This is a genomic window from Paenarthrobacter sp. A20, assembly GCF_024168825.1.
GTDB lineage: Bacteria > Actinomycetota > Actinomycetes > Actinomycetales > Micrococcaceae > Arthrobacter.
Window position 1 is genome coordinate 4,830,914 of record NZ_JALJWH010000001.1, and the last position, 15,037, is coordinate 4,845,950.

Consider the following 15,037-nt stretch of genomic DNA (forward strand, 5'->3'; position numbering starts at 1 on the left):
TCTCATCGTTGTCTTTCCGTCTCAAAATCTGTTGAGGGCAAACTGCTGCTGGTCACTGCACCCGTTTCCCCGCACCAGGCACGGCGGGGGCGGCCCCGGGGCGTTCAGGCAGGTGACGTGGGCGGTGCTGTCGACGGCCCGAACTCCTGCTTCGGTTGCGGGGCCGGCGTCGTCGGGAGATCCTGAAGTCGTTCCTGTACGGCAGCAGGCCGCGCTGGTGGGCAAGAACTGTGAAGCCGCTGATGGTGGCAAGGACCAACCAGGCCAGGGGCTGAACCAACGCAGCGACTGCGAGGACCACGATGAGGGCGAAAGCAAGAATCAGGAACCTCCCCGTTCCCCTTCCCGGGTGGGCTGCCATCAGTACAGGTCGCGCGAGGACTGTCAGGACCAACCCGGCCGTCACAGCCCCGACGGCGGAACCCACAGCCATTCCCGTGACCGCGTCCAGCTGCCAGCCCGCCCAAAGCCCGCCAACCACCAGAAGGCATGCACAGGCGAGACCGATTTGGCAGCGACGGTATGCGCGCAGGGCGAGAAGGACGGTGGAAAGCACCATCAGGACGGCATAGCCAAGGCCTGAGGCCCCCAGCCATGGCAGGAGGTTCAGGGAGCCGTGGTACTTCGGTGGAACAATCAGGCCGGACATCAGGGGCGGCGCGGTAGCGATAATGGCGAAAGCCACCACCACGAGTTGCCCGAACGAAGCAAAGGAGGCGCCAAGCACCTCGCCAACCTTTACGCCAGGGGTGCGAAGCAGGGGAAACGCCACCAACGCCGTTCCGGCTGCCACATACACGGGCCCTTTCGCGATCGTGGCCAGCGCCTGGAATCCTGCGGCGGCCGCCGAGCCGTTATCGAGGAAGCCGACCACCACGACGTCGATGCCCACCAGCACCGAAACCACGCACAGAACCGACGCGATATCGCTGGTCTCAGCCCATCGCCATTTCTCACGCAATACCCGCGGACGCCAGCGAAGATCCCGGTAAAAAGACCACGGGACAACCAACGGCGCCATGCACCCCGCGACGAAGCCAAGCACTGCTCCACCGGCTCCCCACGCCATCGCGATCACCAGCAGGCTGAAAATCAACCTGAGGACCACCTCACCGATCGTGGACAGTGCGTACCAGGTGAAGCGGAGCTCGCCCTGCAGCCATCCGGCGGGTGCATTGACGACGAAGATGACAAAGGCCGCCAACGCCACCACTGTTGCCAAGGCTGGAGTAGCCAGCGCGAGCGTTACGCTGCCGGTTATGGCGGCCGCAGCAATTCCCGCCATGCACGATACGAAGACAGAGAAGGCCATACCGTTCCGGCGCTCTTCGGATCCTTCCGGGTGCACCGCAACAACGTGTGACAAGGGAAGCGGAACCAACGCGTTGGCGACGATTCCCACAACCCCAAGAATCATCGCGGCGGCGGCGAATTGTGTGTAGTCCGCCGTCCCCAACATGTTGGCCATGAGCAGCGTGCAGGCGTAGCTGACCACGCCCACTACTCCCGCAGACACAGCGAGGAAACCACTATTCTGGGCTATGTTGACGTCCTGGTCTGACGTCCTTTCCCTGTATTCAGCTCTGGGCCTCAAGGTCACGTCTGTGGTCATGGTCTGTTCGGATACATCCACGGACCAACTGCCACTACTGACCGTCAAAGGCATCGGCCGGAGCGACGGCACTTCCGGGACCAGCAAGGAGTGTGTCGCGTCCTGCGTGACGGAGTTCCGCTGCTGGCACGCCAATTTTCTGTACGGCCGCGAATGCCTCGAATTCGTCGCGGCCGTTCATCAGGACCGCGACATGTCCGTCGTTCATCAAGGCAACTTCGTCGGTGGGTCGCAGGATGGAGCGCAAATCGGCCCCTTCCGGCAGTTCGAAGCGCACCAGGGTGGACAGGTCCGAGTGGCGTGAGCGGGGGTCACCGCCCTCACGGCGCAACGCCTCCTCCTCCAAAAGCACGCCAGTGAGCAGCCTGGTACTGCGATCCCAGGTGAAGCAGCTGGCCCATTCCCGGCAGTCCGCCGAGACGTCCTTGGCTGCGTCCGGTTCACGCATGGCTGTCAGGGCCTCAACCATGGCGGTCCCAAATTTCCTGGGGGTCTCCACCAACCAACCTGTCCTGCCGTCCACAACGGAGTCCCGAATGCCTGGAACCCGCAATGCCAGGCAAGGCACGCCCCACGCCGCGGCCTCGATCACTGAGCAGCCCCAGCCCTCCGAAGCCGAGGTGGATGCCGTGAGCCAGGCCCGGCTCAGCAACTCGTCACGCACGTTGTTGGGCTGGTAGCCGTGGAATGTTACTGCGTGGTCAAGGCCCAGATCCATGGCCAGCTGCTGGAGTCTGGCCCGCTCCGGGCCGTCCCCAATGATGTCCAATCTTAGTTTGGGAACACGGCGCGCCGCCACCGCGAACTGGCCCAGGAGCAGATCCAATCGTTTATGGGGCACCAGCCGGCTGACGACGGCGATGGTTGGGTTAGGGGCTCGTGTCGCCACAGCCTGCGGAATGTCCATTGTGCCGTTCGGCACCACGTGGATAGGACCCGCAAAGCCGAGCTTTCGAAGTTCCAGGCGTGTCGAGGGTGACACCGCCACTATTGAGCGCTGCCCGTACACCGTTTTGGCTCCCGAGCTTTCCAGGAATCGGCCTACTGCGGCCATGGGCGGCGAGAACCTGGTACGGAACTGCTCCTGGTGGACGTGGTGGATCAGTTGGACGATCGGAATGTCCCCTGACAGGAACAAAGGGGAAAAGAACGGAATCCCGTTTTGGCAGTCCACAACGGCATCAAACCGGCCACTGCTCCGCAGAAGGCGAAGGGCAGCGTGTCCATAGATGGATAGAACCCCGCCTCCGCGCAGTATATGGATGCCGTCAATGACGTCCTCGGCAGCCTGGCCGACATCGCGCCCTGTGAACCACGTGACCTGAACCCCGTTTTGCACCCATCGCTTGGAAATTTCATGCATGTACTGCTCCGCGCCGCCGGCTTGTGAATGCCTGACGTCGCGCCAGTTGAGGACCAGCACGTGCTTTCCTGCGAGTCGGGATGGGGAGTTCAGGTCAGGAAGGGCATACGTCACGGGGTTGCCTTCTGAAGTTGGAACACCGAGGCGAAGCTGGCGATTCCGTCCTGGAAGGGGCGGAATGTTGATTCAGCTCCGTTAGTCCAGGCCACAGGCAGTTCGATAATGCTGGCGTCGTTGTCCTGAAGCCGAAGAAGAAGCTCCACGTCAAAGGCGAATCCGGTGCTTCGGCATTGCACCATCGCCGCGGTGAGGGCATCCCGTTCAAAGAACTTGAAGCCACACTGGGTATCCTGGATGCCTTTGACCTTGGACCTTGTCAGGACCCGGAAAGCCGTTCCGCCCACTCTTCGCCCCAGATGTTGGGGACGGACGAACGTGGAGCCAGGGGCATGGCGGGATGCGATGACCGCTGATGCGCCATCGGAGAGATACGACATGGCTGCGGAGAGGGTGTCCAAAGGGGTGGCAAGGTCAGCATCGAAGAAGCCCGTGAACCTCGACGTTCCACTAAGAAGACCGCGGCGCACTGCTGCGCCCTTTCCACGCTGGGAACACCCCACCACAGAGATGGGGACCACGCCCCCGTTTTCACGGGCTATCCCACGGACAACCGCCGCGGTCTCGTCCACGCTGCCGTTGTCCACCACCACGATGCGCGATGACCATGGTTGGCTGGCCAGGAAGTCGACAGTCTGCCTCAGCGTGCTGGGAATCCTCGCGGCCTCGTTATAGGCCGGGATGATGACCTCAAGATCCACTTGGGATCGGCGCAAGGAGTCTGAATGTCGGCGCGCCTGAAGTACCCCCCTCCTGCCAATGTGCACACTGTGGGATTGCAGCAGAACCATCTGAGCCTCCAAATATCCGGGAACGGGACGAAAAACGTGCCCGCAATATATGGAGTGGCGGCACCCGCCAAGACATGACGCGAATCCCACGTTGTGGCCCAAGTCATGGCTCCCTATCACTACCGCGGACAGGCGCCCGGCGCTCTGAGCGAAATCGCTGGTTCCATGTCGGAGCCCGTCTATAGAGTGGCCACATGAGCCACGTATCTTCGGTCCCTGCCAGCGCCCCGGAAACAGCGGTCGCGCCTCCTGTCGCCAAGCGCATCCCCACCCGCCGCGAACACCACGGCGACGTCTTCGTGGACAACTACGAGTGGCTCAGGGACAAGGAGTCCGCCGAAGTAGTGGACCATTTGAAGGCCGAGAACACGTACCAGGAAGCGGTCACGGCGCACCAGGAACCGTTGCGCGAGGCGATGTTCCAGGAGATCAAGGGCCGTACCCAGGAGACGGACCTGTCCGTGCCCAGCCGCAAGGACGGCTGGTGGTACTACAGCCGGTCGGTGGAGGGCAGGGAGTACAGCATCCAGTGCCGCGTCCTGGCCTCGAACACCGGGGATCCAGTAGCCGATTGGACTCCCCCGTCGGTGGAGCCCGGCGTCGACATCGACGGTGAGCAGGTGCTTCTGGACGGCAACGTTGAAGCCGAGGGCCAACCGTTCTTCAGCGTGGGCGGCGCCGCCGTCACGGTGGACGGAAATCTCTACGCCTACGCCGTGGACAACTCAGGCGACGAACGTTTCACCCTCCGGATCAAGGATCTCCGTACCGGCGAACTCCTCCCGGACGTCATCGAGGACATTTTCTATGGGGTGGCCTTTTCCCCCGATGGCACCCGCCTTTTCTACACCGTTGTGGATGATTCGTGGCGGCCCTACCAGGTGAAGGCACACGTCCTGGGCACTCCGGTCACGGAGGATGAGGTTCTCTACCAGGAGGACGACGTCGCAATGTGGCTTGGGTTCGATCTTTCCTCGGACCGCCGCCACCTGGTGCTCAGCATCGGCTGTTCCGAGTTCAGCGAGACGCAACTCCTCCGCTTCGACCAGTACGCAGCCGGCCTGAGCACCGTTATCTCCCGCGACCACCACATTCTTTACGAGGCCGAGCCCTTCCTCCTGGAGGGCAAAGAGACCTTGCTCCTGACCCATAACAAGGACGCCATCAACTCGATGGTGAGCCTGGTGGACCCGGCAGAACTCGCCAAGCCGGTGGCAGAGCAGGACTGGCGTACCGTCGTCGCACATTCGGACGCCGTACGCGTCAACGGCGCCGGCGTTACGTCCACGCACCTGGTGTTGTCCATCCGCAAGGACACCATCGAGCGCGTTCAGGTACTGCCCTTGGAAGGCCTGGGCACTGCGGCGCAGAGCGCCCCTGTGGAGCCTGCCTTTGACGACGAGCTCTACACCGCCGGGGTCTCCGGGTCCGACTACGAAGCTCCCGTCATCCGCATGGGCTACACCTCCTATTTCACTCCGTCGCGCGTCTACGACTTCGTCTTGCCCACCGCGGAACTTCCGGCCGGCCAGCTGCTGCTGCGCAAGGAGAGCCCGGTCCTTGGCGGCTACTCCGCGGCGGATTACGTCGCCACCCGTGAATGGGCAACGGCCGACGACGGCACACGCGTCCCGTTGTCCGTGCTGCGTCACGCTTCGGTTCAGCAGGATGGCTCTGCCCCTGGACTGGTGTACGGCTACGGCTCGTACGAGATGAGCATGGATCCGGGCTTCGGCATAGCCCGGTTGTCGCTGCTGGATCGCGGAATCGTCATGGTGATTGCCCATATCCGGGGCGGCGGTGAACTCGGCCGGCAGTGGTACGAGGATGGCAAGAAGCTCACCAAGAAGAACACTTTCACGGACTTCATCACGGCCACTGACTGGTTGGCAGGGTCACGCTGGGCGGACCCCGCGCGAATCGCTGCCATGGGCGGGTCCGCCGGCGGCTTGCTCATGGGTGCCGTAGCCAACATGGCCCCGGAAAAGTATGTTGCCGTGGTGGCACAGGTGCCGTTCGTCGACGCATTGACCACCATCCTGGATCCTGAGCTTCCCCTGTCCGCCCTGGAATGGGAGGAATGGGGCAACCCGATCACGGACCCCGAAGTGTACGCCTACATGAAGTCCTACACTCCGTACGAGAATGTGGGGGCCGTTGCCTACCCCAAAATCGCTGCGGTGACGTCCTTCAACGACACCCGTGTGCTGTACGTCGAACCAGCCAAATGGGTCCAGGCACTGCGCTCCGCTTCCACCGGTTCCGAGCCAATCGTCATGAAGATCGAGATGGACGGTGGGCACGGCGGCGCATCAGGCCGGTATGTCCAGTGGCGTGAACGCGCTTGGGACTACGCGTTTGTTGCCGACTCCGTAGGCGCAACCGAATTGCTGCCGGGAGCCGGCCTGAAATAAGTGTTCGTCAGTTTCGGCGCGCCCGCAGCAGTGCGAAGTAGCCCGGGATCACGTCCGGGGCCGACGGGTTGCTGAGCGGGCGCGTCTCGATGCTCGCCGAGCCTTCCTCCACCAGGGACCAGTCCGCCGTCGGGAAGGCCTTTGCGCGTTGCGCGGCCCCGAAACGGCCCGGCATTGGCAGTCCGCGAATGGCCCACTCAAGAGGCGCCGGAATGGAATCCCGGGTGGCCCCGAGGTGGCTGACGTAGTCCACCGGCGTTCCGGGAAAATTGGTTTCTGCCAGGAACACGCCTCCGCGCGTCCCGACGACAGGCAGCAGGTTCGCTGCCAACGCTGACCGGCCGTTCCGGTCCAGTACGTGCAGGACTCCGCGAATGAAGACATTCGCGTCCCCGGCCCAGCCTGCAGCTTCGAGTGCCGTTGCGACTGTTTGCGCAGCGTCAGGTGCCGTCATGTCGCACACGGCGAATGACGCCGTCGTAATCCCCGCCGACTCCAGCCGTGCGCGATCCACGGCGTTGGCGGAGTAGTCGAGTCCCAGCGCATGCGGGAAGTGCTGCGCCAACAGCCGGGTGAAGCTGCCGTTGCCACAGCCAACGTCCACCACGGGCAGGGCGGGGTCCAACCCGGCCAATGTGGGGAGGTAGCCCAGGAGTTCGTGGTCGCTGCCCGAGTCCCACAGGACATCGCCCGTGGCGCCGGTTGAGCGGATGTCGCCCCAGAACTGATCCCAGGCCGTACGGGCGTCCTTGGGCGCGGCGGAAGAGAGCCTGATGAGGCGTGGGATCAGCAGGTACTTCCTGAGGGCGGAGAACATTCTCCAAATATAGGTGGCACTAGGCCTCCACCAGCCACTCCAATGCCTCTGTTTCAGATGTGAAGAACTTGGTAGGGCACGGGGGTTTCATGATGCCCAGGAAGAAGTTGGCGATGACCCTGTCCACCGGTGACGAGCCCCAGAGTGCGATGCGGTTGGCCTGGCAAGGCTTGGCAAACACAGAGCGCGCACCGCGGGTGACGTCGTCGGTGGTTGCCATGTCCACAATCATCGGATGGCGGTCCGGGCCGCACAGCTCGTTGACCCGGTCCATGGCACGTTGGGCATCCGCTTCCTGGATCCTGGCCCCGCGCGGCCATGTCAAGCGAAGGATGCCCGGTTCCTCGAGCTCCAATTCAAACGACACCTGTTGATGATCCTGCGGTGTTGCTGGGTGGTCCACAGTGCTCCTTGCGCGATTGGTGGTGCTGCAGGGGAGGCGGGCGTGGCTCCCCTGCTGACACCCTCAAGGCTGACGAATCCGGAACACAAAGTAAAGGTGTGCCCTGCGACTCATCCCGGCCATTTGACGCACGGCCGCCTTTGTCCTCAAAGCCGCTGATAGGGTGTTGCCACATCAAGAAATACCGTGAATGGAACGTTGGAACGGAAGGGGCTCAGTGGGCGAGACCGTTGCCGACGTACAGCATGTCCGGTCGGCCGTAGTGGCGGATTCAGACAGTGGCAGGTTGGCCGCGACCTCGGCCGCGCTTTCCTCAGCGGGATTCGAGGTCTTCCCTGCCCCCGACGCTGACTCCCTGGCCTCGCAAATCCAGCAGCACAACCCCTCTGTAGTGGTGGCTCAGAGCGCCCTTGCGCACGGCTTGCGCAGCCCGGGAGTCCCGATGCTGCTGGTCCTCGCCGCAGAGGAAATTGTGGACATTGAGGAAGTGGAGGCCTGGCGGGTAGCTGACTACGTCATCAGCCCGGTGCAGTCGGGGGAAATTGTCCACCGTGTTAAAACCCTGATCGGCCGGGCCGCCGAACGCGCACGTTCCCGCGGCGAAATCGAAGCGCTCCGGGAAAGCCTCCGCAATGTCTCCTCGGCCATCCGGGAGACCAACGATCCCCAGTTGATCGCCGACCACGTGGTCCGCGGCTTCGGCGAGGCCCTGCGTGTTGACCACGTCTGGTTCGCTACGTTCCGGGACGAACGCGTCCCCAGTATCCGGGCTCAGTGGAACCGTCCCGGCCTTTCGCTGCTGCCCGCGCGCCTGGGCGAGAGCGAGAACGCCATTATCGAGACGGCCAACAGGCTTTGGGCCGAGGCGGACGTCCTCGCCGTCACGGACCACCGGGAGGACCCCGACTCAAAGATCGCCAAGGCGCTGCGGGAATGGTCCGGTGACCTCAACCCCGTGTCCACTGTCCTTCTCCCCGTGGGTGAAGGCGCCTCGGCCATGGGCATCATCCTGCTGTCCACCGTGGAGGAACGGCACGACTGGACCCGACCCGAGATTGCCTTGATGCAGCATGTGGCTGGAAATGTGGCCCACGGCCTCATCCAGGGCCATCTCATCAGCGCCCAGCAGCGCGTCCTCCACCAACTCAGGCAGTTGGATAAGGCCAAGACAGATTTCCTGGCCACCGTAAACCACGAGCTCCGGACACCCTTGACCTCCATCACCGCATATCTGGACATGATCCAGGATGGCTCAGGCGGGCCCGTCCCCGAAGGCATCAGCAAGATGCTGGACGTCATTGCCCGGAACTCCACACGCCTCCGCAGGCTCATCGAGGACATGCTCACAGTGTCCATGCAGGACGGCAGCAACCTGGACCTAAAACCGGTGGATATCGCCAAGCTCCTCCAAGTGGTGGTTGCGACGCTGCGGCCACTGGCAGAGTCCAGGCACGTCTCAGTGTCCTTTACCGAAGGGACTGAGGACATCGAAGTCACGGCCGACGAAGCAAAGCTGGAACAGGTATTCACCAACATCGTGGCCAACGCCATCAAGTTCACTCCCGAGGGTGGACGGGTGGGCATCACCAGCTCAGTCTCGGCCTCCGAGAACGGCGGACTCGCGCTGGTCCGGATCGCAGACAACGGTTTGGGCATCCCGGAACACGATCTCCCACACATCTTCACCCGCTTCTACCGGGCCTCCAACGCCACTTCCGCGGCAGTGCCGGGCAGCGGGCTCGGTTTGGCAATCGCCCACGACATCATCAGCCGCCATATGGGGCGCCTGCTCCTGGATTCCACGCTGGGCTCCGGGACCACGGTGTCCGTCGAGTTGCCGGTAGGCGGGCCGTAGCGGATCTTCCGTGTCGGATCGGCGCACCTGGTCAGGAACCGGTGCTGCTTGATTTCATGAGGCGCGCCCGGCCTCAGCAGCGCCCAGGAACCCTCTCTATCCGGCGCCCGGTGTGACAGCCGTGTCAACGTGGGCTCCGCACATGCGCGTGATGGTCACTAATGCTCGACATACTCCGAAACAAAATTGATGCCCCGGGCAGCAGCCCGGGGCATCAATTGACGTCATATGGCCTTGAGAGGCGCTCCCCCAATGTTTAGTTCGGCCACCAACCGATGCTGGTGGTGTTCGTCTTCGTGGTGGTGAAGCTGTTAGGCCACCAGCCGATTGCCGTGCTGTCCTGCGTAGGCTCGGCATTAGCCGGGGCAGCGAAACCCGTTACTGCCAGAACCGCCGCCATGAGCAGGGTTGCCGCAAATTTTTTCATCCGCTATGCCCTTTCGTACTGATGCGAATTTGTTGTCTGTGACTTGAATAAAGTCACGGTGCAAACTATACGAGCTTTTCTTCCGCAATGACATGGATAATGGGCACATGCAAAGTCCGCACCTCGCTTCCCACCTCGTTGCCGGTCTTTCGGCACGCGCCAAGTGGAAGGAACGGGACTTCGACGAGGCCTATCGGCTTGCAGGCGACGCTGCCGGACTGGCAACCGTCGCCGGCGATGACGAATCGTGGTGGAACATGCGGTACCTGCAGGCCGAGTGCCTTCGGGACCAGGGGCGCATTGAAGAGTTCCTCACCCTGGCCATGGAACTCAATGGCCACAACCTGACCTCGTCTTCACCGGAACTCGGGGCCAAAGCAGGCACCATGGTTGCCGTGGCATTCCAAGGTTTGGGCCGGCTTCCCGAAGCAGCAGCCATGGCGGCCGATGCGGCGAAACTAGCAGCCAGGGACGCCGAGTTGGTGTACGTCCAGATCCTTGCCCAGCGCGCCCTGATCGCTGCTCTGGCGGAGAGCCGCATGCTGGACGATGCCTGGCGGGAATGCTTGGTGCTGGAAACACTACTGACCGACGACGTGGATGAAGACACCGCCGGAAAAGGTTATTGGGTTATCGGCAATGTCGCTTTCCTTGCCGACCGCGTTGCTGACGGCGGGCGATATCACGATCTTGCTGCCGAACGGCTGTCACCGTCAAAGGACGTTGACTTGTGGGCCCGTTTCAACAGGGCTTCCGCGGAAATGCGGCTTCAAGCGAAGCTCAGCGACGCAGCAACCCTGCGTTGCATTGAAAGGGCTGAGCTGGCCACGGACATTGTTGGCGGCTCGGAACGGGACCATCTTGAAATGTCCCTGGTCCGCGCCCATTGGTATTTCCTCAGCGGCGATATGCAGCAAGCCACCGCAATCCTTGAGCCGCTCTGCACCCGATCCTCCATTCTGGCCACCCAAACCTCCGCCGAGGCACATTTCCTTTTGGCCCGGACTTTGCTGGAATCCGGTAGGCGTGGAGATGCTCTGACTACGTTCGATGAGGCCGCAGCACTGTTCGAACAGGCGGCGCTGCCCGAACGCAGCGCTGCAGTCAGGGAGTATCTTCGCCATAGCGATGAGCAACGAGGCGAGCCACACAGGGGGTGAGCATGTCCGAAGGAAAAATGTACTCCGGCAACGACCCTCGCTTGGGACTGCTCCTGGAAGGCATCGTCAGGCTTGCCGCCGGGGACCTCAACACCCGGATCGAAGTCTCGGATGCGCGCGATGAAATCGATGCCGTGATCATGGGTACAAACCTCCTTGCAGAAGACCTTCAGATCGTTTACGAAGAACTTGAGCAGAGGGTGCAGGCCCGGACGCAGCAGCTCAACGAGGCCCATCTTGCGATGCAGCATATGGCCATGACCGACGCCCTTACAGGGCTGAACAACCGCTCAGCGTTTGCCACCGCCCTCAGCGAAGCCCAGGTCAGCGGGGCCGAAAGCGGCCGACGGGCTGCGATCCTCCTGCTGGACATGGACGGATTCAAAGCGATCAATGACTCCCTGGGCCACACCATCGGGGACAAGGTCCTGGAAACGGTCGCCAACAGGATCTCAGGGGCTGTCCGCGACCAGGACATGGTCGCCCGCATGGGCGGCGACGAATTCGCCGTGCTGATTCCCGAAGTGACCCCTGCGATAGCCGCCTCCATCGGCAACCGGATTCTCGCTGCAGTTGTGAGCCTCATGGAGATTGAGGGCCAGCACCTCCGTTGCGGTGCCAGCATGGGCCTTCGAATGGCTGACCCCGGCCATAGCGCGGAGGAACTGATGATGGAAGCGGACATTGCCATGTACGAGTCCAAGGCTGATGGGCGTGGCAAGCTCAAGGTCTTTGAGCCGGCAATGCTGCATGCCCGCCAGATGCGGAACCAATTGGTGGGTGAACTGAAAGAGGCGATCGCCGGTTCGCAGTTGGTGCTCTTCTACCAGCCGATCATCAGGCTGGATACCCGCGAAATCGAAGGCGTGGAGGCCTTGGTCCGCTGGAACCATCCAAGCCGAGGCCTCATCATGCCGGACGAGTTCATTCCCATCGCCGAGGAAACCGGGATGATCTCGGACCTGGGCGGCTGGGTGCTCCGCACCGCCGTCGAACAGCTGAAGCAATGGCGCACCGACCCCCTCACGTCGAGCCACGACTTCAGCATGCGCATCAACGTTTCGGCGGCCGACCTGCAACGGCTCGAGTTCATCGAGGACGTCCGGGAGGCTTTAGCCTCCGCGGAGCTGGACCCCTCGCTCCTGGTCCTGGAACTGACCGAGAGCGCGGTCATTCAAGGCAACGATCTGGACCGCTACACACTCAACAGCCTGCGCCGCTTGGGCGTGGGGCTGGAAATCGACGACTTCGGCACCGGTTATTCTTCCATCAGCTACCTCCGCCAGCTCCCTGTGGACACCGTCAAAGTGGACCGGACCCTGCTGTCAGCCCTGGGCAGCGACCCGGCGCAACCGGCCCTTCTTGCGGCCGTGCTGCAACTGATCCGGGCCTGTGGATTGGCCGCCGTGTGGGAGGGCGTGGAAACCGCCGATCAGGCCGAGTACCTCCTCAGCATCGGTTGCACCAGTGGCCAGGGTTACTACTTCAGCCGGCCCTTGCCTGAGGCGCAGTTGACCGAACAGTTGAAGCACAACAAGAGCTGGCCAGTCAGCTGATGGTCCGGGTCCAGGGATGGTGCCGCGTGCGCCACTCAGAGTCCAGGATCGCGTAGATGTTTTCAGTGGCCCATTGGCCCTTGTAGTGCCAGTTGTCCACCAATGTTGCTTCGAGCCGCATGCCCAGGCGCTTGCAGATGCCCGCCGAGCCAGCGTTGAGCGCGTCCAACTTCGCATCGATCCGGTGGAACGCCAGTTTCTCGAAGGCCAGCTTCATGACAGCCTCTGCCGACTCGGTTGCAATCCCGTGTCCTCGAGCTTCGGGGTGCAATATCCAGCCCAGCTCCCCCTGTCCGGTGCCCTCCAGCCATTTCAGGACCACTTCGCCCATCAAACCAGGCTGGTCCTTGCGCTCGATGGCAAGGCAGATCCAGTCTCCTTCCTGGTTGAATTCGAAGTTCGCGTACCGTCCCAGGACTTCCATTGACTTGGTCCTGGTCAGCTCGTTGCGCAGCAGGAACCGGGCGGTTTCAGGAAGTGATTGGTAACCGTGGAAGCGTTCGAGGTCCTCAGCTTCGAAGCGCCGCAGGATGAGTCGGTCAGTGATGATGGGAAGCTCAATTTCGGGCATGTGTTCGAGGCTACTAGGTGCAGGCGAATACTGGTCCAGTCTTGACACGTGACGCGATCTGGGATTACCTAATGAACATTCGGTAAATAAAGCTGGAGGCAATGACGCATGGTTGAAACAACCCTCTCCGGTGCATCGCACCACATCCTGACAAACGACTACGCGTCCGAATGGATGGGCATTGAGGTCCTCAAGCTCGACGACGGCCACGCCACCATCCGGATGCACCTCCGCCAGGAGATGCTCAACGGATTCGGCATGGCCCACGGCGGAATGATCTTCGCCTTCGGTGACACAGCCTTCGCGCTGGCCTGCAACCCGGCCAACCCCACGCCCAAGCAAGCCGCCAACATCACGGTGGCGTCCGGCGTCGACATTAACTTCATCAAGCCGGCGTTCCAGGGCCAGGTGATCACCGCCGTCGCAAACCGCCGCGCCAGCACCGGCCGAAGCGGCCTGTACGACATCCAGATCTACGCCGCTACCCCTGACGACAACGCCGCCCACGACACCGAGCCCGGCGAGCTCATTGCTGAGTTCCGTGGCCGTAGCCGCACCATCTCCAAGAAGTAGGAAACCGATGACCCAGAACACCGTGGCCGCACCAACCGCTACCACCGCCAAGGCCAGTGCCCCTGTGCTGGACCGTGAAGAAACCATCTCCCGCGACGAACTTGAGGCACTGCAGCTCACCCGCCTCCAGCACACGGTCGCCTACGCCTACGATCGCGTCCCGCTGTATAAGCGAAAGTTCGACGAAACCGGAGTCCACCCTTCGGATCTCAAGGAACTCAGCGACCTCGGCAAGTTCCCCTACACCACCAAGGAAGACCTCCGCCTGGAGTACCCCTTCGGCATGTTCGCTGTCCCCCAGGACCAGGTGGCGCGTATCCATGCAAGCTCCGGCACCACCGGCCGACCCACCGTGGTTGGCTACACCAAGAACGACCTCGCCAACTGGGCAACCCTCGTTGCGCGCTCCTTCCGCGCCTCGGGCGTCCGCCCCGGCATGAAGGTCCACAACGCCTACGGTTACGGCCTGTTCACCGGAGGACTCGGCGCACACGCCGGCGCTGAAGCGCTCGGCTGCACCGTCATCCCCATCTCCGGCGGCCAGACCGAACGCCAGATCCAGCTCATCCAGGACTTCAAGCCGGACGCCATCCTGGCCACGCCAACGTACCTGCTCACGATCGCCGATGCCATGCAGCACCAGGGCATCGACCCCACCTCTACCTCCCTCAAGTACGCCGTTCTCGGGGCCGAACCGTGGACCGAAGAGATGCGCCACGAGCTCGAAGTCACCATGAACATCAAGGCCTCGGACATCTACGGACTCTCCGAAGTCATGGGGCCCGGCGTCGCTGGCGAGGCAGTGGAAACACAGGACGGTTGCCACATCTGGGAAGACCACTTCCGCCCGGAAATCATCGACCCCTTTGACCACTCCACGGTCCTGGGCGACGGCGAACCCGGCGAACTCGTCTTCACGTCCTTGACCAAAGAAGCATTGCCAATCATCCGGTACCGAACCAAAGACCTCACCCGCCTGCTTCCGGGCACCGCCCGCCCCGCGCACCGCCGCATGGGCCGCATCACCGGCCGCAGCGACGACATGATCATCCTCCGCGGCGTGAACCTGTTCCCGTCGCAGATTGAGGAAATCGCCCTGCGGATCCCGGAGCTCAGCCCGCACTTCCAGCTCGAGATCACCCGCCCCGAAGGCAAACGAATGGATTCGCTGACGGTCAAGATTGAGCGCCGGGAAAACGTTCCATCCGAGGCCGGCACGACGGCGGCACACACCTTGCGTGAGCAGATCAAGATTCACGTCGGGTCATCCTGCGTGGTTGACGTTGTGGAGCCAGGTTCCCTGGAGCGTTCCAACGGGAAGCTTCGCCGGATCTACGACATGCGCCCGAAGGGCTGAACGCCCGCCCCGTAGAGATCG

At 62.6% G+C, this 15,037-nt stretch carries 13 protein-coding genes; 6 read left to right on the forward strand and 7 right to left on the reverse strand.

Features of this window, described 5'->3' with window-relative positions:
• Nucleotides 1-52: 52 nt before the first annotated feature.
• The 3 genes from J3D46_RS22350 to J3D46_RS22360 are packed head-to-tail and all read right to left on the reverse strand — an operon-like array spanning nt 53 to nt 3,808.
• Nucleotides 53-1,612, reverse strand: a complete 1,560-nt coding sequence (locus J3D46_RS22350) for a lipopolysaccharide biosynthesis protein (RefSeq protein WP_253468937.1) — start codon at nt 1,610-1,612, stop codon at nt 53-55.
• Between the two features lie 34 nt (nt 1,613-1,646).
• Complete coding sequence (locus J3D46_RS22355; RefSeq protein ID WP_253468939.1) at nt 1,647-3,089, reverse strand: glycosyltransferase family 4 protein; 1,443 nt, start codon at nt 3,087-3,089, stop codon at nt 1,647-1,649.
• Entirely contained in the window at nt 3,086-3,808 is a 723-nt protein-coding gene (locus J3D46_RS22360) for a glycosyltransferase (protein WP_253468941.1), read from the reverse strand. Before J3D46_RS22360 ends, J3D46_RS22355 begins: the two co-directional genes overlap by 4 nt.
• Nucleotides 3,809-4,077: 269 nt before the next feature.
• Between J3D46_RS22360 and J3D46_RS22365 the strand changes: the two genes are divergently transcribed.
• Nucleotides 4,078-6,297 carry a S9 family peptidase gene (locus tag J3D46_RS22365; protein ID WP_253468943.1) on the forward strand — a complete coding sequence of 740 codons (2,220 nt, stop codon included), beginning with the start codon at nt 4,078-4,080 and terminating at the stop codon, nt 6,295-6,297.
• A 7-nt stretch (nt 6,298-6,304) separates the two neighbouring features.
• Here J3D46_RS22365 and J3D46_RS22370 read toward each other — a convergent pair whose 3' ends face one another.
• Complete coding sequence (locus tag J3D46_RS22370; protein ID WP_253468945.1) at nt 6,305-7,114, reverse strand: class I SAM-dependent methyltransferase; 810 nt, start codon at nt 7,112-7,114, stop codon at nt 6,305-6,307.
• A 19-nt stretch (nt 7,115-7,133) separates the two neighbouring features.
• A complete protein-coding gene (locus J3D46_RS22375) occupies nt 7,134-7,517 on the reverse strand; it encodes an STAS/SEC14 domain-containing protein (RefSeq protein ID WP_231340455.1) in 384 nt (127 codons plus the stop codon).
• A 190-nt stretch (nt 7,518-7,707) separates the two neighbouring features.
• On the opposite strand from J3D46_RS22375, the gene J3D46_RS22380 reads away from it, so the two are divergent.
• The gene (locus J3D46_RS22380) at nt 7,708-9,372 is read left to right on the forward strand and encodes an ATP-binding protein (RefSeq protein ID WP_256491776.1); all 1,665 of its coding nucleotides are present in this window, start codon (nt 7,708-7,710) and stop codon (nt 9,370-9,372) included.
• A 256-nt stretch (nt 9,373-9,628) separates the two neighbouring features.
• Here the strand turns inward: J3D46_RS22380 and J3D46_RS22385 are convergent, their stop codons facing one another.
• Nucleotides 9,629-9,799 (reverse strand): hypothetical protein, encoded by a 171-nt coding sequence (locus J3D46_RS22385; protein ID WP_207594441.1) that lies wholly within the window; start codon nt 9,797-9,799, stop codon nt 9,629-9,631.
• A 107-nt stretch (nt 9,800-9,906) separates the two neighbouring features.
• On the opposite strand from J3D46_RS22385, the gene J3D46_RS22390 reads away from it, so the two are divergent.
• A complete protein-coding gene (locus J3D46_RS22390) occupies nt 9,907-10,959 on the forward strand; it encodes a hypothetical protein (protein ID WP_231340454.1) in 1,053 nt (350 codons plus the stop codon).
• A 2-nt stretch (nt 10,960-10,961) separates the two neighbouring features.
• Complete coding sequence (locus J3D46_RS22395) at nt 10,962-12,515, forward strand: bifunctional diguanylate cyclase/phosphodiesterase (RefSeq protein ID WP_253468947.1); 1,554 nt, start codon at nt 10,962-10,964, stop codon at nt 12,513-12,515.
• Here J3D46_RS22395 and J3D46_RS22400 read toward each other — a convergent pair.
• Nucleotides 12,508-13,086, reverse strand: coding sequence for a GNAT family N-acetyltransferase (locus tag J3D46_RS22400; RefSeq protein ID WP_253468949.1), 579 nt, complete (start codon nt 13,084-13,086; stop codon nt 12,508-12,510). The genes J3D46_RS22395 and J3D46_RS22400 overlap by 8 nt on opposite strands.
• A gap of 108 nt (nt 13,087-13,194) precedes the next feature.
• On the opposite strand from J3D46_RS22400, the gene J3D46_RS22405 reads away from it, so the two are divergent.
• Both J3D46_RS22405 and paaK read left to right on the forward strand, forming a co-directional pair.
• Complete coding sequence (locus J3D46_RS22405) at nt 13,195-13,659, forward strand: hotdog fold thioesterase (RefSeq protein ID WP_253468951.1); 465 nt, start codon at nt 13,195-13,197, stop codon at nt 13,657-13,659.
• Nucleotides 13,660-13,666: 7 nt separating this feature from the next.
• On the forward strand, nt 13,667-15,016 hold the full coding sequence (gene paaK / locus J3D46_RS22410) for a phenylacetate--CoA ligase PaaK (RefSeq protein WP_253468953.1): 1,350 nt from the start codon (nt 13,667-13,669) through the stop codon (nt 15,014-15,016).
• The last annotated feature ends 21 nt before the right edge of the window (nt 15,017-15,037 follow it).